The sequence below is a fragment of the Amycolatopsis sp. lyj-346 genome (assembly GCF_046548975.1).
GTDB lineage: Bacteria > Actinomycetota > Actinomycetes > Mycobacteriales > Pseudonocardiaceae > Amycolatopsis.
Genome location: NZ_JAJPWT010000009.1, coordinates 126,496 through 143,319 on the forward strand (window position 1 = coordinate 126,496; position 16,824 = coordinate 143,319).

17 protein-coding genes are annotated in these 16,824 nt (G+C 69.8%); 10 read left to right on the forward strand and 7 right to left on the reverse strand.

Annotated elements, in window-relative coordinates:
* Positions 1 to 6: 6 nt before the first annotated feature.
* Positions 7 to 432 (forward strand): hypothetical protein, encoded by a 426-nt coding sequence (locus ACLJQE_RS25575; RefSeq protein WP_410641889.1) that lies wholly within the window; start codon positions 7 to 9, stop codon positions 430 to 432.
* Here the strand turns inward: ACLJQE_RS25575 and ACLJQE_RS25580 are convergent.
* Positions 410 to 1,255, reverse strand: coding sequence for a DegV family protein (locus tag ACLJQE_RS25580; RefSeq protein WP_410641890.1), 846 nt, complete (start codon positions 1,253 to 1,255; stop codon positions 410 to 412). The two genes, ACLJQE_RS25575 and ACLJQE_RS25580, sit on opposite strands and share 23 nt — an antisense overlap.
* Before the next feature lie 243 nt (positions 1,256 to 1,498).
* Here ACLJQE_RS25580 and ACLJQE_RS25585 point away from each other — a divergent pair, with 243 nt between their 5' ends.
* From ACLJQE_RS25585 to ACLJQE_RS25600, 4 genes are all read left to right on the forward strand, one after another.
* A complete protein-coding gene (locus ACLJQE_RS25585) occupies positions 1,499 to 2,284 on the forward strand; it encodes an electron transfer flavoprotein subunit beta/FixA family protein (RefSeq protein WP_410641891.1) in 786 nt (261 codons plus the stop codon).
* Between the two features lie 29 nt (positions 2,285 to 2,313).
* The gene (locus ACLJQE_RS25590; protein WP_043780820.1) at positions 2,314 to 3,273 is read left to right on the forward strand and encodes an electron transfer flavoprotein subunit alpha/FixB family protein; all 960 of its coding nucleotides are present in this window, start codon (positions 2,314 to 2,316) and stop codon (positions 3,271 to 3,273) included.
* Between the two features lie 147 nt (positions 3,274 to 3,420).
* Positions 3,421 to 4,203: a GNAT family N-acetyltransferase gene (locus ACLJQE_RS25595; RefSeq protein ID WP_410641892.1), complete on the forward strand. Its 783-nt coding sequence runs from the start codon at positions 3,421 to 3,423 to the stop codon at positions 4,201 to 4,203.
* Positions 4,200 to 5,084 carry a lysophospholipid acyltransferase family protein gene (locus ACLJQE_RS25600; protein ID WP_410641893.1) on the forward strand — a complete coding sequence of 295 codons (885 nt, stop codon included), beginning with the start codon at positions 4,200 to 4,202 and terminating at the stop codon, positions 5,082 to 5,084. Before ACLJQE_RS25595 ends, ACLJQE_RS25600 begins: the two co-directional genes overlap by 4 nt.
* 60 nt (positions 5,085 to 5,144) lie before the next feature.
* Here ACLJQE_RS25600 and ACLJQE_RS25605 read toward each other — a convergent pair whose 3' ends face one another.
* Positions 5,145 to 6,047, reverse strand: coding sequence for an NADP-dependent oxidoreductase (locus ACLJQE_RS25605; protein WP_410641894.1), 903 nt, complete (start codon positions 6,045 to 6,047; stop codon positions 5,145 to 5,147).
* Positions 6,048 to 6,201: 154 nt separating this feature from the next.
* On the opposite strand from ACLJQE_RS25605, the gene ACLJQE_RS25610 reads away from it, so the two are divergent.
* The 4 genes from ACLJQE_RS25610 to mnmA all read left to right on the forward strand — a co-directional run bounded on the left by ACLJQE_RS25610 (position 6,202) and on the right by mnmA (position 11,254).
* On the forward strand, positions 6,202 to 7,485 hold the full coding sequence (locus tag ACLJQE_RS25610; RefSeq protein WP_410641895.1) for a helix-turn-helix transcriptional regulator: 1,284 nt from the start codon (positions 6,202 to 6,204) through the stop codon (positions 7,483 to 7,485).
* A 44-nt stretch (positions 7,486 to 7,529) separates the two neighbouring features.
* Positions 7,530 to 8,897, forward strand: a complete 1,368-nt coding sequence (locus ACLJQE_RS25615) for an MFS transporter (protein ID WP_410641897.1) — start codon at positions 7,530 to 7,532, stop codon at positions 8,895 to 8,897.
* Between the two features lie 64 nt (positions 8,898 to 8,961).
* Positions 8,962 to 10,158, forward strand: a complete 1,197-nt coding sequence (locus ACLJQE_RS25620) for a cysteine desulfurase family protein (protein WP_410641899.1) — start codon at positions 8,962 to 8,964, stop codon at positions 10,156 to 10,158.
* A 4-nt stretch (positions 10,159 to 10,162) separates the two neighbouring features.
* Entirely contained in the window at positions 10,163 to 11,254 is a 1,092-nt protein-coding gene (gene mnmA / locus ACLJQE_RS25625; protein ID WP_410642121.1) for a tRNA 2-thiouridine(34) synthase MnmA, read from the forward strand.
* Between the two features lie 7 nt (positions 11,255 to 11,261).
* Here the strand turns inward: mnmA and ACLJQE_RS25630 are convergent, their stop codons facing one another.
* The 5 genes from ACLJQE_RS25630 to ACLJQE_RS25650 form a co-directional block, all read right to left on the reverse strand.
* Positions 11,262 to 12,533: a DUF222 domain-containing protein gene (locus tag ACLJQE_RS25630; protein ID WP_410641900.1), complete on the reverse strand. Its 1,272-nt coding sequence runs from the start codon at positions 12,531 to 12,533 to the stop codon at positions 11,262 to 11,264.
* A gap of 195 nt (positions 12,534 to 12,728) precedes the next feature.
* Positions 12,729 to 13,181 carry a GNAT family N-acetyltransferase gene (locus ACLJQE_RS25635; protein ID WP_410641901.1) on the reverse strand — a complete coding sequence of 151 codons (453 nt, stop codon included), beginning with the start codon at positions 13,179 to 13,181 and terminating at the stop codon, positions 12,729 to 12,731.
* 10 nt (positions 13,182 to 13,191) lie between these two features.
* A complete protein-coding gene (locus tag ACLJQE_RS25640; protein ID WP_410641902.1) occupies positions 13,192 to 13,593 on the reverse strand; it encodes a GNAT family N-acetyltransferase in 402 nt (133 codons plus the stop codon).
* Positions 13,594 to 13,671: 78 nt separating this feature from the next.
* Entirely contained in the window at positions 13,672 to 14,715 is a 1,044-nt protein-coding gene (locus ACLJQE_RS25645; protein WP_410641903.1) for an MBL fold metallo-hydrolase, read from the reverse strand.
* A 104-nt stretch (positions 14,716 to 14,819) separates the two neighbouring features.
* On the reverse strand, positions 14,820 to 15,644 hold the full coding sequence (locus ACLJQE_RS25650) for a phospholipid scramblase-related protein (protein ID WP_410641904.1): 825 nt from the start codon (positions 15,642 to 15,644) through the stop codon (positions 14,820 to 14,822).
* 121 nt (positions 15,645 to 15,765) lie between these two features.
* Here ACLJQE_RS25650 and ACLJQE_RS25655 point away from each other — a divergent pair, with 121 nt between their 5' ends.
* Positions 15,766 to 16,803 carry a methionine synthase gene (locus ACLJQE_RS25655; RefSeq protein WP_410641905.1) on the forward strand — a complete coding sequence of 346 codons (1,038 nt, stop codon included), beginning with the start codon at positions 15,766 to 15,768 and terminating at the stop codon, positions 16,801 to 16,803.
* The last annotated feature ends 21 nt before the right edge of the window (positions 16,804 to 16,824 follow it).

Genomic DNA, 16,824 nt, shown 5'->3' on the forward strand with positions numbered 1-16,824 from the left:
GTGGTCATGCAACGAACCATCACCCGTGTCCTGCTCGTCCTCTTCGGCCTGATCGAAGTCCCCGTCGGCTTGTGGCCGTTGATCTCACCAACCGGCTTCTACCGGGACTTTCCCGGCTTCCGCACCGGCTGGGTGGCGATGGACGGACCGTTCAACGAGCACTTCCTGCGCGACTTCGGCGGGCTCAACCTGGGGCTCGCGGCCCTGCTGATCGGGGCCGCCGTGATCGGCACCACAGCCGTGGCGAGGCTGGCGGCTGTCTCGGCACTGCTGTTCGGCGTCCCGCACTTCCTCTACCACTTCGGCCACGTCGCGCACTACGAGCGGATCGACCAGGTGCTCATCGTCGCGACGACCGGGCTCGGGGTGCTGCTGCCGCTGGTGATCCTGCTGGTCCCGGCACGGCGGGTCAGCCCACCGGCGACACCGTGATGCCGAGCGCGCCGGGGCCGAGGTGCGCGCCGATGACCGTGCTCGCTTCGACGACCATGCTCTCGACCATCGCCGGCACCCGGCGTTCGATCTGCCTGCCGATCTCCAGTTCGTGGTCGCTGGCGCCGAACCGGGTCACGGCGATGTCGGCGCGGAACCCGCCGGACTTCTTCACCGCGAGGTCCACCATCTTGGCCAGCGCGCGCCGCGTGCCGGGGATCCGGGCCAGCGGCGCGACCTCGCCGTCCTTGACCGTGAGCAGCGGTTTGATCGAGAACGCGGTGCCGAGCACGGCCTGCGCGGCGCCGATCCGGCCGCCGCGGCGGAGATACTCGAGGGTGTCGACGTAGATGAACTCGGTGCTCGTGGTGCACCGGCGTTCGGCGGCTTCGATGACCCGGCTGGCGTCCGCGCCGGCCGCCGCGGCCCGGGCGGCGGACACGGCGGCGAAGCCGAGGCTCATACCGGTGGTCCGGCTGTCCAGGACGTGCACCGGGATACGGACCTGCTGGGCGGCCTCCCGGGCCGCGCGGACGGTGTCGGACATGCGGCCGGAGATGTGGATGCTGACGATGGCGGTCGCGCCGGCGGCGGCCGCCTCCTGGTAGGTCCAGAAGAACGCCCCCGGATCCGGGGGCGCGGTGGTGATCGTCTGCCCGGCTCTCATGGCGTCGATGACCTCGCCGCGGTCGAAGCGGTTTTCGTCGTCGAACTGACCACCCATGTTCAGCTGGATCTGGACGACCCCGATCGCCCAGCGGGACGCGACGAGGTCGGGCAGGCAGGAGCTCGAGTCGGTGATGACGGCGATGCGCGCAGGCATGGTGGGGAAGATTAGTGCCTGATACCCACTGCGAGTAGGCCGTGGTTGGTCCGATTGGACGAACGGCAGTTCGGGTGGGGTAACCGGTTGACTACCGGGACGATCGTCCCAATAAATTGCTCATCCAGGTGAATGGCGTCACCTCGACGGGTCCTGCGCGCCGATTGGCCCTAATCTACCGGCCAGTAGAGCACTGTCCCGTGGTCGACCGCGGGCCACGAACCGGGAGGTCGAAGCAGACCCATGACCAACATCGTCGTCCTGGTCAAGCAGGTACCGGACACCTACTCGGAGCGGAAGCTCAACGGGTCCGACCACACCCTTGACCGCGAATCCGCCGACGCCGTGCTCGACGAGATCAACGAGAAGGCCGTCGAAGAAGCGCTGAAGATCAAGGAAGCCGGCGAGGGCGAGGTCACCGTGATCTCGGTGGGCCCGGACCGCGCGACCGACGCCATCCGCAAGGCGCTGTCCATGGGCGCCGACAAGGCCATCCACGTCTCCGACGAGGCGCTGCACGGTTCCGACGCGATCGCCACCGCCAAGGTGCTCGCCGCCGCGATCGGCAAGGTCGAGGGCTTCGACCTGGTCATCGCCGGCAACGAGTCGTCCGACGGCCGCGGTGGCGCCATCCCGGCGATCCTCGCTGAGCTGCTGGGCCTGCCGCAGGTCACCTACGTGCGCGAGCTGACCGTCGACGGCTCGACGATCAAGGCCATCCGCGAGACCGAGGACGGCCTGACCCACCTCGAGGCGAGCCTGCCCGCGATCGTGAGCGTCGGCGAGAAGATCAACGAGCCGCGCTACCCGTCCTTCAAGGGCATCATGGCCGCGAAGAAGAAGCCGGTCGAGACGTTCACCATCGCCGACCTGGGCGTCGACGCGGGCGAGGTCGGTCTCGCCAACGCTTGGTCCACGGTGACCGAGGCCTCGCCGAAGCCGCCGCGCACCGCCGGCGAGAAGGTCGAGGACGAGGGCGACGGCGGCACCAAGGTCGCCGAGTACCTGGTCGGCCAGAAGCTCATCTGACAACGGTCCTTCGAGGAGGAAGTAGAACCATGGCTGAAGTACTCGTCCTCGTCGACCACGTCGACGGTGAGGTCAAGAAGGTCACGCTCGAGCTGCTGACCGCCGCCCGCGCGCTCGGTGAGCCGTCGGCCGTCGTCGTCGGCCCGACCGGGACCGCCGCCAAGGCGAAGCAGGCGCTGGCGTCGCACGGCGCCGCCAAGGTGTATGTCGCGGAAGGCGACGACGCCGCGAACTACCTGGTCACGCCCAAGGTCGACGTGCTCGCCGCGCTCGCGCAGCAGGCGTCCCCGGCGGCCGTGCTCGTCACCGCCAGCGGTGAGGGCAAGGAGGTCGCCGCCCGCCTGGCCGTGCGCCTGGGCTCCGGCCTGATCTACGACGCCGTGGGCGTCAACGGCGACGGCGTGATCGACCAGTCCATCTTCGGTGGCGCGTTCTCGGTCAAGTCCAAGTCCGCGAAGGGCGCCCCGGTCGTCTCCATCCGCCCGGGTGCGGTCGAGGCCGAGCCCGCCGAGGGCGCGGCGGCCGAGGAGACCGTCGAGCTCCCCGCCGTCGACGCGGCGAAGGCGACCAAGATCACCGGCGTCGAGCCGGTGACCGGTGGCGACCGGCCCGAGCTGACCGAGGCCTCGATCGTGGTCTCCGGTGGCCGCGGCGTCGGCTCGGCGGAGAAGTTCGACGTCGTCGAGAAGCTGGCCGACTCGCTCGGCGCGGCTGTCGGCGCGTCGCGTGCCGCGGTCGACTCGGGCTACTACCCGGCGCAGTTCCAGGTCGGCCAGACCGGTAAGACGGTCTCGCCGCAGCTGTACATCGCGCTCGGCATCTCCGGCGCGATCCAGCACCGCGCCGGCATGCAGACGTCGAAGACGATCATCGCGGTCAACAAGGACCCGGAGGCGCCGATCTTCGAGATCGCCGACTTCGGCATCGTCGGCGACCTGTTCAACGTCGCACCGCAGCTGACCGAGGCGGTCGAGAAGCGCAAGGGCTGATCTTCGCCCGCGAAGGGCCTTCCGGGGTGCCCCCGGAAGGCCCTTCGTGCGTTTTCGGGACAGAGAACCCGCCATTAACTGAACGTGCATTTATCGGTCATCGGATGGCACTCTCCGCGGCTTCCTCCGCGCAGGTACACCTTGTTCATGACGACGTCACAGCTCCTCGTCAGCACTGATCAGGCGGGTACCGAGGTCCCCGCCGACGCCCCCCGGTACTCGCTTCTCGTCGCGCACGCGAACGACGAAGTGGTCGCGGCGCAGAAACTGCGTCACCGGGTTTTCGCCGAGGAAATGGGTGCGCGCCTCCACTCCCCGCGGCCCGGTCTCGACGTCGACGAGTTCGACGAGTTCTGCGACCACCTGGTGGTCCGCGACGACAACACGGGCGAGATCGTCGGCTGCTACCGGATGCTGCCGCCGGATCGCGCCGTCCAGGCCGGGAAGCTCTACGCCGACAGCGAGTTCGACCTGACGGCGATCGAAGGCCTGCGACCGTCGCTGGTCGAGACCGGCCGGTCCTGCGTCCACCCGGACCACCGCAGCGGCGCCGTCGTGAGCCTGGTCTGGGCCGGAATCGCCCGCTACATGCTGCTCTCCGGCCACCGCTACCTCGCCGGCTGCGCGTCCGTCCCGCTGGTGGACGACGGCTCCTTCGCCGCCGGCGTGTGGGACGTCCTGCACGCCAAGCACTACTCCGGCGAAGGCACGCGCGTCACGCCGTTGATCCCGTGGGACGCCTCGGGCATCGAGCGCCCGGCGCGGCCCGCGCTGCCGCCACTGATCAAGGGTTACGTCCGGCTCGGCGCCAAGGTCTGCGGGCCGCCCGCGCTCGACGTGGACTTCGGCGTCGCGGACTTCTTCGTCCTGCTGGACCTGCAGAACGTCGACGAGCGGTACCTGAAGTTCTTCCTCGGGGGCCAGGGATGAGCCACGCCTGGATGCCGTCTTCGCCGTGCGGCGACGGCTGCCTCACCGCCGACGACCCGGTGGTCGGCCTCCCGCACCGGGCCCTGCGCTTCGCGGCCGCGAGCTCGGTCGTCCTCGCGGCACTGGTGTCCGCACCGTTGCTGCTGGTCGTCCCCGGCCGCGAGCGCCTGCTCCGGCTGATCTTCCGCGGCGTGCTGCGGGCGTTCGGCGTCCGGCTGGACATCCGGGGCGGCGCCGACTTCCTCACCGCGCCCGCCGGCCGTGGCGCGCTGGTGGTCAACAACCACATCTCGTGGCTGGACATCGTCGCGATCAACGCGCTGCGGCCGATGCGGGCACTGGCCAAGAAGGAGATCGCGAGCTGGCCGGTGCTCGGCGGCCTGGTCCGCCGCGGCGGCAGCATCTTCCTCGACCGCGAACGGCTGACGACGTTGCCCGCGACGATGGCGTCACTGGCCGACGCGCTCCGGACGGGATCGCTCGTCAGCGTCACCCCGGAGGGCACCACCTGGTGCGGCCTGGCCTCGGGCCGCTTCACGACGGCGACGTTCCAGGCGGCCATCGACGGCGGCGTCCCGGTGCGCCCGATCGCGTTGCGCTACCGCCTCGCCGACGGCCGTGAGACCAGCCGCCCCGCGTTCATCGGACCGGAATCGCTGATCGCGTCCCTGCGCCGGGTCGCGGCCCTGCGCGGCCTGGTGCTCGAGATCCACGTCTGCCCGGAGATCGCCCCCGGCCGTGCGGAAACCCGTCGCGAACTGGCCGCGCTCGCCGAGTCGGCGGTCCACTCCGCGCTGGGCACGGTGCAGATCCCGGCCCAGCAGCGCCGCCGGACCCCGCGTCGCCAGGCGGCCCCACTGGCTTCGCCTCCCGCGAAGTGATCCGGGCCCTGTCGCCGCGATCCGGCGGCAGGCCCGGATGGGGGGCCCGGCTCTCTTCGGTCAGCTGACGGCGATGGTCAATTTTCCGCCAGGGTGCCCGCCCTCGCTCTCGACCTGCGCCGCGGCCGCCTCGGCCAGCGGATAGCTCTTGCCGAGCGCGATGCCGACCCCACGGTCGGTCACCCAGCCGGCGATCTCGGTGAGGACCTCACGGGTCTGTTCGCCCCCGCTGGAGAACGGGATCCCCAGCTCGAACGCGGCCGCATCGGCAATGGTGACGATCCGGTCCTTGGTGCCCCGCAGTTCGACGGAACCGGGCAGCACCCCGTGCCCGGCGGCGTCGAACACGGCGTCCACCGGCCCGGACGTGACCTCGCGGACCCGCTCCACCCAGCCGTCGCCGTAGAGGACGGGCACGACACCCAGCGACTTGAGATCGTCGAGGCTCCGGCTGCCCCCGGTCCCGACGACGGTCACCCCCTGCGCAACGGCGACCTGGGCGGCGAACCGCCCGACCGTGCCGCTGGCACCGTGCAGCAGCAGCGTCTCGCCCTCCTGGACCCCGAGCAGCCCGAGGACGCGAAGCGCGGTCTCGCCGGCAACCGGCAACGCGGCGGCGTCCGCCCACGAAAGGCTCGCAGGCTTCGGCGCGATCGTCTTCGCGAGCACGTACTCGGCGTAAGCACCGGTCTCCGACCAGCCGAACACGTCGTCACCCACGGCGAAATCCGCACCCTCCCCGACGGCGTCGACGACCCCGGCGACCTCCAGCCCGGGGACGTGCGGGAACGCAACCGGGAAGTTCTGCTGCATGGCGCCGTTGCGGATCTTCCAGTCGATCGGGTTGACCCCGGCGGCCCGGACGGCCAGCCGCACCTGCCCCGGGCCCGGCTCCGGCGCCGGGACGTCGGACAGCTGCAGGACTTCCGGGCCGCCGTATGCGGAGAAGGTGATCGCTCGCATCGTGGTTCTCGCTCCCTGGTTCGTGACCTTCGGTTCGAATGTCCTCCCCCGGAAGTCAACTCGCCCGGCGGAGCCGCCGAACCGCCCGGACGAGCAGTGTTCACTAGCCGGACGAGCAGGTCGCCGGATCCCGGCCGCGCCTACCTTGGAGGCCATGGACGCTTCCTGGTCGGATCCGCGGCACGTGCTGGACGTCGTCGAGCGGCTCCTGTCGGCGCCGCGGCCCCAGTTGCTCAGCCGGTTCACCGCCGAGCTGGGCAAGCTGATCCCGCACCGCGCGGCCGCGATGCAGACGGGCGACTGCCCGCGCAGCCCGCTCAAGGTCATCGGCGACGAAGCGATCACGCACGCCGTGACGAGCGTCGAGCTGCAGCGGCTGGTCGACCGGAGCGAGCCGGGCAAGGCCCTGGTGACCGACGGCGTGCTCGGTGGCGTCGAGCGGCGGCTGGTCCTGCTCGCCTCGACACCGGCGGTCGGCCGGGGCGCGGTGATCGCCGTGGTGCCGAACGCGCCGGAGCCGCCGTCCGCGGAGCTGGAACTGGCGGCCCAGCTGTGGCACATCGTCAGCACCGACGCGGGCCAGCGGGCAACGGACCCGGGCCCGGACGTCCTGGCCAGCAGCCTCGCCGCCGCCTCCGCACGCGCCCAGGTGATCACCGACCTCGGCCAGACGCACGCGGCAACCCTGGTCACGCTCCTGTCGGTCCTCCGCTCCGGCCGGCTCTCCGACGCCGCCGCCCGCCGTACCGCGGTCGACCTCGCCGCCGACGCGCTGCTGGAGCTCAAAGGCGTCGTCGACCGCGACCAGGTCATGTCCGCGGAGCAGGCGGACGCGGCATTCGCCGTCCTCAAGACCCAGCTGGCCGACCTGATCCGGCACACGGACGTCGACGTCGACCTCGCCGATCCGGTCGGTGACGCGTCCCTCCCGCAGGACATCGCCCACACGGCACGGACGCTGACCCGCGGCCTGGTGCTGGCCGCCTTGGACCGTCCAGCGACCACGCGGCTGAGGGCGTCCTGGCGCGTGGACGGATCGGTCCTGCGGATCACCGTCCGCGACGACTGCCCCGAAGCCGCCGACGCGATCCCCACCCGAGGCCTGACCGACCGGCTCACCGCCCTCGGCGGCCACTGGGAGATCGACGCCGTCGCGGGCTGGGGCACGACGATCACCGCGGCCCTGCCACTCGGCGTGGCCGAACCGCCGGAGCTCCGTCCGCTCGACCGGCTCAACCCGCGCGAACTGGAAGTCCTGTCGGGCATCTCCCACGGCCTGTGCAACCGGCAGATCGCCGGGCAACTGCAGCTCAGCGAGCACACGGTGAAGTTCCACGTCCGCAACATCCTCGACAAACTGGACGTGAGCTCCCGCGGTGAAGCGGCCGCGCTGGCTCGCGACCTGCCACTGGAACCGGTGGCACACCGCACCGCCTGAACCACCTTGACCTCCAGCGGGCTGGAGGTTGCACGCTGCTGATCATGGCCTCGACGATCGATTCCGCACCCCGTCGCCGCAGTGTGCTCTGGAGCGCGGAACACCGGCTGACCACGATCGCGCTGCTGCTCGTGGTCACGTTGGTCGCGTTCGAGAGCATGGGCGTGGCGACGGCGATGCCCACCCTCGTCGCCGACCTCCACGGGACGTCGCTCTACTCGTGGCCCTTCACGATCTTCCTGATCTCCAGCGTGGTCGCGACGGTGCTCTCGGGCCGCATCGGCGACCGCCGCGGCCCGGCACCGGCGCTGCTCGCCGGGCCGGTGCTGTTCGCGGCCGGCCTCGTGGTCGCGGGGACGGCAAGCGGGATGTCGATGCTCCTCCTCGGCCGCGCACTGCAGGGCTTCGGCTCGGGCTTGCTCCTCGTCTCGGTCTCGCTCCTGATCGCGCTGACGTTCACCGACCATGAACGTCCGGTCATCTACGCCGCGAACGCCGCCGCCTGGGTGCTGCCGGCGGTCATCGGGCCTTCGGCGGCCGGGATCGTGACGGTCAGCGTCGGCTGGCGCTGGGTCTTCCTCGGCTTGGTCCCGCTCGTGGCGATCGGGGTGCTCATGCTGGTCGTGGTCGTCCGGCGCTTGCCGTCGCACGAACCCGCCACGGGTGGCCGACGGGCGAGCGTGCCCCACGCGATCATCGCCGCGCTCGGCGTCGCGGCGCTGGCGTGGGCAGCTCAGCACCAGTCGCTCGTCGCGCTCGGCTACGGCACTGTCGGCCTGATCGCGTTGGGCTACGCCCTCCGGACGCTGCTGCCGGCCGGGACGTTGACTTCCCGCCCCGGCCTGCCGACAGTCATCGCCTCCCGTGCCCTGATCGCCGGCGCGTACGCGGGAATGGAGGCGTATCTCCCGCTGACGATGAGCGCGGTCCACGGTTACAGCCCCGCCCTCGCCGGCCTGCCGCTGACGATCACGGCTTTGGGCTGGTCCGCGGCGTCGGCGGCCCAAGGCCGGTACCTCGACTGGTCGAGGGAGGCATCGCTGCGCACCGGGTTCTGGCTCGTCGCGGCAGGCTTGGTCTGCTTCGGCCTGGTTTCGCAGCCCTGGTTCCCCGGCTGGGTCGCCTTCGTGGCCTGCGCCATCGGCGGTGCGGGGATGGGGATCGCCATGCCCGCGATCTCGGTCCTCCTGCTCCGCTACTCGCCCGAAGGCGAGCGCGGATTCAACACCTCGGCGATGCAGCTCGCCGACTGGGTCGGCTCCGCGCTGCTCATCGGCCTGGGTGGCGTCCTGCTCAGCGTGGTCGGCTCGGTTCTCGACCCGTCGCCGGCGATGGCCCTGCTCACCGTGGCCTTGGTGGCGCTCGCGATAGCGGGGGTCCGGCTGACCGGGCGGTGGCCGTCGAAGGTGTGACAGCCCACTTCGAGGGCCAGGGTGGGCTTCGTCACGCGCTGGAGCGGACTACCCTGGAACAGCGATGACCTATCTCGACCACGCGGCGACCACTCCGATGTTGCCCGAAGCCATAGCGGCGATGACCGAGGCGCTGTCCACCGTGGGCAACGCCTCCGCGCTGCACTCTTCGGGCCGCCGGGCGCGCCGTAGGGTCGAGGAAGCCCGCGAAACCATCGCCGAGGCCCTGGGCGCCCGGCCCTCCGAGGTGATCTTCACCGGCGGAGGCACCGAGAGCGACAACCTCGCGATCAAGGGCATCTACTGGGCCCGTCGCGGCGAGCAGGAGCAGCGTCGCCGCATTCTGTGCGGCGCCGCGGAGCACCACGCCGTGCTCGACACCGTCGAATGGCTCGAAGCCCACGGCGGTGCCGAGGTCACTCTGCTCGACGTGGACAGCCAGGGGCGAGTGTCGCCTGACGTCCTCCGGGCCGCCATCGCCGCGGAGCCCGAGACCGTGGCGTTGGCCACCGTGATGTGGGCGAACAACGAGGTCGGCACGATCAACCCGATCGCCGAGCTGGCGGCCGTCTGCGCCGAGTTCGGCATCCCGTTCCACACCGACGCCGTTCAGGCGGTCGGGGCCACACCGGTCGACTTCGCCGCCAGCGGCGCCGCTGCACTCACCCTGACCGGGCACAAACTCGGCGGCCCCTTCGGAGTGGGCGCGCTCCTGCTGGGACGCGACGTCCCTTGTGCGCCCTTGCTGCACGGTGGCGGCCAGGAGCGCAATGTCCGCTCCGGCACCTTGGACGTCCCGGCGATCGTGAGCTTCGCAGCTGCGGTCCGAATCAGCGTCGGGTCCCGAGCCGAGTACGCGAAGCGCGTCGAGGAACTCCGCGACGGGCTCGTCGAGGCAGTCCAACGCGAGGTGCCCGACGCCGTCCTCAACGGTGGAGAGGGCGAGAGGCTGCCGAGCCATGCCCACTTCACCTTCCCCGGATGTGCCGGCGACAGCCTGCTGATGCTGCTCGACGCCAAGGGCATCGAATGCTCGACGGGATCGGCGTGCACAGCAGGCGTCGCCCAGCCGAGCCACGTGCTGCTGGCCATGGGGGCCGACCCGGCGGCGGCCCGCGGTTCCCTTCGTTTCTCCCTTGGCCACACATCCACCGCCGCGGACGTCGAGGCCGTGGCCGCGGAGATCGGTGGCGTCGTCATGCGTGCCCGGCAGGCCGGCCTCGCCGGAATGCGCAAGCAGACCCAGAAGCAAGAGGTGTGAGGCAATGCGGGTTTTGGCCGCGATGAGCGGAGGAGTGGACTCGGCGGTCGCCGCGGCACGCGCGGTCGACGCCGGGCACGACGTCGTCGGTGTGCACCTGGCCCTGTCAGCCAAGCCGGGAACCTTGCGGACCGGCTCGCGGGGGTGTTGCACGATCGAGGACTCGCACGACGCCCGGCGAGCCGCCGACATCCTCGGCATCCCGTTCTACATCTGGGACTTCGCCGAGCGCTTCACCGAAGAGGTCGTTGAAACCTTCGTCGGCGAATACGCTGCCGGACGCACTCCGAACCCGTGTGTCACCTGCAACGAGAAGATCAAGTTCGAAGCGCTCCTCGAAAAGGCGATGGCGCTCGGATTCGATGCGGTCGCGACAGGCCACTACGCGCGCCTCTCAGTGGTAGACGGTGTGCCGGAGCTACGTCGTAGTGCCGACAGTGGCAAGGATCAGTCGTACGTGCTCGCCTCGCTGACACCGGAACAGCTCAGCCACGCCATGTTCCCCCTGGGCGGTTCCTGGAAGACCGACGTGCGGGCCGAGGCGGAGCGACGAGGTCTGTCCGTTGCCAACAAGCCGGACAGCCACGACATCTGCTTCATCCCGGACGGCGACACCAAGAAGTTCCTGGAGAACCGGCTGGGGCAGCGACCCGGCGAGCTCGTGGACGCGGAAACGGGTGCGGTCCTCGGCCGGCACACCGGGGTGCACGGTTTCACGGTCGGCCAGCGCAAGGGGCTGGGGATCGACGCTCCCGCACCGGACGGCCGCCCTCGGTACGTCCTGTCACTCGAACCGGTGTCGGGCTCCGTCAAGGTCGGTTCCGCGGCCGGGCTCGGCGTCAAGGTGATCGAGGCTGACCGCGCAATCTGGCCCAGCGGCCGGCCGCTGACGGAACCCACCGAATGCGTGGTCCAGGTCAGGGCGCACGGAGGCATCGTGGATGCGGTCGCCGACGTGGACGACGACACCATGACGGTGCATTTGCGCGAGCCGCTGCGCGGAGTCGCTCCGGGGCAGGTCGTCGTCCTCTACCGCCCTGATTCCGAAGGCGGGGACGTCGTCCTCGGCAGCGCGAAGATCTCGGGCACCCGCTGATCCTCGGTCACCTCCGCGGCTTCTTCCGCAGCCGGTTCGCCCGTCTGCGACCGGGGTGCATCGACGGTGGTGTTGTCGAATGCACCTGCCCTGATGGCGTCGCGACGTTCACGGTGCCGTCCGGCGTGACTTCGTAGTCCCAGCCAGGCTGTCCTCGCAGCTTGCTGTGCCGCGAACAGAAGGTGACTGCTTGGTCCGCAGCGCCTTCGGCCTCCCCCTTCGCGCGAGTGGCTTTGATCCTGCAACTCTGTGCGGGGCGGGTGCATCCCGGCTGCCGGCACTCTTGGTCGCGAACCCGGATGAACTCGTCCTGTTCGATCGAGTAGCGCGTCGGAGACAGTTCGACCGCATGACCGGTCCGCGGGTCGGTGAGGACCCGACGCAGCGTCGTATCGGCACCGCCGATGATGCGGCGAGCGAGCGCAGCCGCGATGGGGCCGCGACCGGCCAACACTGCGGGAGTCTGGTTGAGGCCGAGGTAGGTGGCCAGGTCGATGTGCAGGAAGACCTCCGTGCGTTCACTCCGGCCACCTGTGCCACTCAGCAGCAGATCGACGGCCACGTCCGCACGGAGCTGATCCAGTGTTCGCGGCTCATCCGGCGTCTTCAACGCTCGGGCGGCCTGGTCGACGCGGGCATAAGCGGCGGTTGCCTTCTCGGTCGGTGCGCTGTTGACCGACAGATGGGACACGCCGCCGTCCTGGTGGTGCACGGTGAGGCGCCGCTCGAGAAGCTTTCGCTCGGTGCGGAGCGCGGCGCCTTCGGGATCGACCTGCGCGGCGGCGTAGGCCGCGGCCCGGCGGACCTGGGTGGCGTTCCGTCCCGGAACCCGGTCCTCGAGCGTCTCGTCGACGACACGTACGTGATCTCCCGAAAGCCACGCCGTCGCATCGGTGACCTTCATGGCGCGATAGAGGTCGAGCCGGCCGTCGTCCATCAGGTTCAGCATGCGGGGGAGGCGGGCAATCAGCGCGTTGGCCGCGGAAACGATTGCGCTGGCGCGGTGTTCCGTTGTGGACAAGGCCAACGCGACTTCCGACGCCGCGCTGGGCTCCCGTCTCCGGCGCACGCTCAGGTTCGCGATCGCTCTCAGCTGGAGTGCTTGGAGCTTCGAGATCTCCGCATCGGTATTGCGGATCAGGTCGATGACTTGGTCGTCTTCCATGTGCTGCAAGGTGTTCGGGTCGGCGCGGACCGCTAGCAGCACGAACGGAAGTTTGCCGTCGGCGCTTTGGGCGGGTGCGGGAACGAGCTTGCGGACTGGTTGTGAAGGTGTCATGGGCTCGACGGTACGACGGTTCGCAAGAAAAGTCATCGAAAGGGCGCGAACGGTCCATTCGCGCCGCTTGCGACTTGACGGATCGCAATTGTTTAGGGATCGTTCGCGTGCGTGGATGTCCGCACGGCGATCACGGGAGGATCAATGTCCGAAGTAGACAATCGCGGTATCGATGCGCGTAGCGGCCGACGCTGCTCAGAGTTTGAGCTTGAATCCTGTGTGACTGGGCACGAACCCGAGGCGCTCGTAGAACCGGTGAGCTTCCGTCCTGGAGGTGTCCGACGTGAGTTGTACGAGGCTGCACCCGCGCCGCCGTGACTCGTCGATCGCCCAGCGAACGAGCTCGGCACCCAGTCCGGTGCCCCGATGGCCGGCGTGGATCCGCACGGCCTCGATCTGGCCGCGAAGCGCACCGCGCCTGGCGAGTCCCGGAATGATCGTCAGCTGCAAGGTGCCGACCGGCTTGTCGCCGAACACGACGACCACCAAGAGCTGGTTCGGATCCGCGGCGATCTCGTCGAAGGCGCGCAGGTATGGCTCGAGGTCGCCAGGATCGTCCCGGGTGGCGCCGAGCTGGTCGTCCGCCAGCATCCGCACGATCGCATCGATGTCTTCGCGTCGTGCCCTGCGGATGGTGTAGTCGGCCACCGGGCCAGTATCACAGGACGCGGGTGAATCCTTGGTAGCTGTACTCGAAGCCGAAGCGTGCGTAGAAGTCTCGCAGGTCGCCGCGGTTGAGTCCCGAATCGAGATGGATGCGTTTGCAGCCGCGCCGGCGGGCTTCGTCGATTCCCCAGGTCAGGAGGGCGCTGGTCACACCGCGCCGAGCGGCGCGGATGCCCTCGAGCAGGCCACGGGGTGCACCGTCCCACGCGAGGCCTCGGAGCACGGTCAGCTGTGCGGTGCCGGCTACGCCGTTGTCGTCCTCGGCCACGACCAGCGTGACGTTCGGGGTGTTCATTAGTTCCCCGAGCGCCGCTGCCAGCGGCTCGCCCGGTGCCCCGAACAGGCGCACGAGCGCCTCGATGTCCGTTGCCCGGGCACGTCTGATGACCTCCATTTCACCCAGTATGCAGGAGGCCGGACGGCGGACCTAACGGCAATGAGGCGGCTACCCGCAGTGTCGGCCGTGCATGCCTCAGGTCAGCGCGTAACGACGGACTCCGTCAACAGCTTGGGCGCTCAGTTTTCCCTGGGAGACCAAAAGATCGAGGTGTGCTGCGGTTTCGAGGACTGCGAGCGTCTGATTGAAGGAGTCCATTTCGGACAGTTTGCGGTTGCGGCGGGTCCAGCCGATCCGGTGTGCGGCTTCGTACGCGCAGGTAGCACCGGCGGCGATTTGCGAGGCTATGGTCTCGAGACGCTGACGATGGTGTTCCAGCAGTTCGTCGACCCGGGTGTGCACGCTTTCGGACACCGGGCCGTGGGCGGGAAGCATGCGGCGGTCCGGCATGGCGCGTACCAGGCGAAGCGAGCCGATGAAGTCGTTGAGCGGCAACTCGGCCGGCACCGGCTGGAATCCGATGGAAGGTGTGATGTGCGGCAGGACGTGGTCGCCGGAGAACAACAGGCCGGCGGTGTCGTCCACGAAGACGACATGCCCGGACGTGTGTCCCGGAGTGGCGACGACTTCGAATTCGCGCCCGGGCAGGATCGACCGCGGGCCTGGGGTCAGCCACTCGTCGGGCGCTTCCCAGAGGTCGGCTTCCGTGTGCCGGAGGCTCGTGCCGAACTGCCGGGCCAGTGCTTCCACGACTTCGCCCGCTCCGGCCTGGAACAGAAGGTCGACCTGGGCTTCCATCGGCAAGCGGTCGGGGTTGCCGGATGCCTTCAGCGATGGCTCTTCGTCCTGGCCGAGGGCGATCTTCGAGCCGAAGTCACGCCGGAGGACCACCGCCTGCGAATAGTGGTCCCGGTGTACGTGGGTGACGAGGAATTCGCTGACGTCGGCGAGTCCGGCGCCGATCCCGCTCAGGGCGTCGGCGAGCTGTTGCCGGGCCACCGTCAGCGCCCAACCGGAGTCGACCAAGACCAGCTTCTCGCCGTCGGTGACCGCGTAGACGTTGACCGCGCGCAGAGCGTCGTTGGGCAGCGGCAACGGGATCCGGTAGACGCCGGCCGAGACCTCGTAGATTCCGGGCTCGGTCCAGTTCCTGTCGCTGCTTTCCGGCAACGGTTCCACGGTGACCTCCGTCCCGGCGAGACTGCGGCGTCCCGGCCTTCATTCACCCTGAGCCGTGCCGGGCCCGCTGTCCACCGGGAGGAGATGAGACGCCGGTCACTCGCTCAGTCGGTGTCCTGTTTCAGGGCGGTGTCGATCGTCAAGGCCGCCGCGACCACCATGCTGGCGAGCGGATCCGGCAGTGGATGCGGGATCTCCACGACGTAGTTGTCGGCGGTGGTGAAGGCGGCTTTGAGGAAGCCACCCCAGGTCTTGGTCACCCGGGCGACCTCGGTGCCGGCGTGGTCGCGGATCGAGAAGTTCCAGGCGCGCCAGTTCTCGGCGAAAATCCCGCCGACCGATTGGCCGTCGACGATGAAGCCGAACCGGATCTTGCCGAAGACGTTCTCCTGGACGATCTCGCCGATCGGCGTCTCGTCGGCCCTGGTGACAACGCACCGCGACTTGAACACCTTCGCCGGCCGCGTCACCTTCAGGACGGTGCTGTGGTTGGCGTCGCGGACCTCGAACTTGTGGGTCAGGAACTGGTCGTAGTTGGTGAGGAGCCGGAGCGCCTTCTTCAGCGTGCTCTGGCCCACCTGGACGACCCCGCCGAGCTGGTTGCCGTGCTGGTCGAAGACGCCGAACTCGTTGGCCATCTCGAACAGCTTGGCGCGCTGGTTGACCACGAGGACCGGTTCGGTGAACAGGGTCCCGCCCCCGGCGCGCGTGCCGCCTCGACCGCGTGTCGCGCGATTGACCTGGCTCTGGATCCGGGCCGGGTCGTGGGCGCGTTCGATGTCCAGCTCGATCGGCTCGGAGTCGCTCGGCGCCGGCGATGGGTGGGCCGGCCGGGTGTCGGCTGTCCAGGCTTGGCCGTCCCACCATCGGTGCTGACGGGGGTCCCGCGCGTCCGGGTACCAGCCCGGCTGTGGTGGCGAACTCGTCATGGCCGGTCAGCCTATCGCCGTGGGCGTACTCATGGTGCCAGTAAAGGAATATGCGCTGAATGTCCGCATCCTGGCGCCCCGGCCGGTGCCGGTGCGCGGCAGTCGACCAGAATCGGTGGTCGTGAGTGAGCGAATCTGGCCCAACGGAGCCGCAACGGCGATCGGCTCGATGCCGGGCGACGATCCTTTCGAAGCGGCGGCGGTGGTGTTCGGCGAGTTGCCCGACTTCCCGCACCTGCCCGAGCTGCCGGCCCGCGGCGTCGGCGCGGACATGCTCGGCCGGACCGCCGCGCTGCTCGTCGACCTGGCCGTCGAGGTCGTGCCGAGTGGCTATCGCGTGGCGTCCCGGCCTGGGCACGAGCATCGCCGTGCGGTTGATCTGCTTCGCTGGGATCTCGACGCCGTGCAGGAGGCGCGAGAGAAGACCGGGGTCACCCCGCCGGTCTTCAAGGTCCAGCTGGCCGGGCCGTGGACGCTCGGCGCGGGGATCGAGCTGCCCCGGGGGCATCGGGTGCTCACCGATCGCGGAGCCTTGCGGGACTTCACGTCGTCACTGCTGGAGGGCCTGACCGAACACGTCGCGGAAGTGCGGTCCAGGACCGGCGCGCCGGTGGTGGTCCAGTTCGACGAGCCGTCGTTGCCCGCGGTGCTGGCCGGTGCTCTGTCGACGCCGTCCGGCTACGGGACCGTCCCCGCGGTGCCGGCGCCCGAGGCTCGTGAGCTGCTCACCACCGTGATCGACGGCGCCCGGCGGATCACCGACAACCCGGTGATCCTGCACTGCTGTGCCGCGAACCCGCCCCTCGGTCTGCTGCGAGAGGCCGGTGCAGACGCCTTGGCCTTCGACCTCTCCGCGCTCGACGGTGCCTCTGCCGCGTTCCTCGACGAGATCGGCGAAGTGTGGGACGGCGGGGCCACGCTGTTCCTGGGTGCGGTGCCGGCGACGATGCCGGGGGCTTCGCCGACTCTGAAGGAGGTCGGCGAGCCGGCGTTCCGGCTGGCCGACCGGCTCGGTTTCAACCGCAGCGTCCTCGCCGATCAGGCGGTGTCGACACCCAGTTGCGGTCTCGCCGGTGCGACGCCGGACTGGATGCGCCGTGCCCTCTCCCTGACGCGGGACCTCGGTAAGGCCTTCGTGGAGCCGCCGGAGGGCTGGTGACGGAATCCGGCAACTCACCGA

What these genes read in the sequence shown, in the direction of transcription:
- ACLJQE_RS25575 (WP_410641889.1), top strand. Translation starts at nt 7, where the DNA reads ATGCAACGAACCATCACCCGTGTCCTGCTCGTCCTCTTCGGCCTGATC.
- ACLJQE_RS25610 (WP_410641895.1), top strand. Translation starts at nt 6,202, where the DNA reads ATGGACGCTTCCTGGTCGGATCCGCGGCACGTGCTGGACGTCGTCGAG.
- mnmA (WP_410642121.1), top strand. Translation starts at nt 10,163, where the DNA reads ATGCGGGTTTTGGCCGCGATGAGCGGAGGAGTGGACTCGGCGGTCGCC.
- ACLJQE_RS25650 (WP_410641904.1), bottom strand. Translation starts at nt 15,644, where the DNA reads ATGACGAGTTCGCCACCACAGCCGGGCTGGTACCCGGACGCGCGGGAC.
- ACLJQE_RS25595 (WP_410641892.1), top strand. Translation starts at nt 3,421, where the DNA reads ATGACGACGTCACAGCTCCTCGTCAGCACTGATCAGGCGGGTACCGAG.
- ACLJQE_RS25605 (WP_410641894.1), bottom strand. Translation starts at nt 6,047, where the DNA reads ATGCGAGCGATCACCTTCTCCGCATACGGCGGCCCGGAAGTCCTGCAG.
- ACLJQE_RS25585 (WP_410641891.1), top strand. Translation starts at nt 1,499, where the DNA reads ATGACCAACATCGTCGTCCTGGTCAAGCAGGTACCGGACACCTACTCG.
- ACLJQE_RS25615 (WP_410641897.1), top strand. Translation starts at nt 7,530, where the DNA reads ATGGCCTCGACGATCGATTCCGCACCCCGTCGCCGCAGTGTGCTCTGG.
- ACLJQE_RS25590 (WP_043780820.1), top strand. Translation starts at nt 2,314, where the DNA reads ATGGCTGAAGTACTCGTCCTCGTCGACCACGTCGACGGTGAGGTCAAG.
- ACLJQE_RS25630 (WP_410641900.1), bottom strand. Translation starts at nt 12,533, where the DNA reads ATGACACCTTCACAACCAGTCCGCAAGCTCGTTCCCGCACCCGCCCAA.
- ACLJQE_RS25640 (WP_410641902.1), bottom strand. Translation starts at nt 13,593, where the DNA reads ATGGAGGTCATCAGACGTGCCCGGGCAACGGACATCGAGGCGCTCGTG.
- ACLJQE_RS25620 (WP_410641899.1), top strand. Translation starts at nt 8,962, where the DNA reads ATGACCTATCTCGACCACGCGGCGACCACTCCGATGTTGCCCGAAGCC.
- ACLJQE_RS25580 (WP_410641890.1), bottom strand. Translation starts at nt 1,255, where the DNA reads ATGCCTGCGCGCATCGCCGTCATCACCGACTCGAGCTCCTGCCTGCCC.
- ACLJQE_RS25600 (WP_410641893.1), top strand. Translation starts at nt 4,200, where the DNA reads ATGAGCCACGCCTGGATGCCGTCTTCGCCGTGCGGCGACGGCTGCCTC.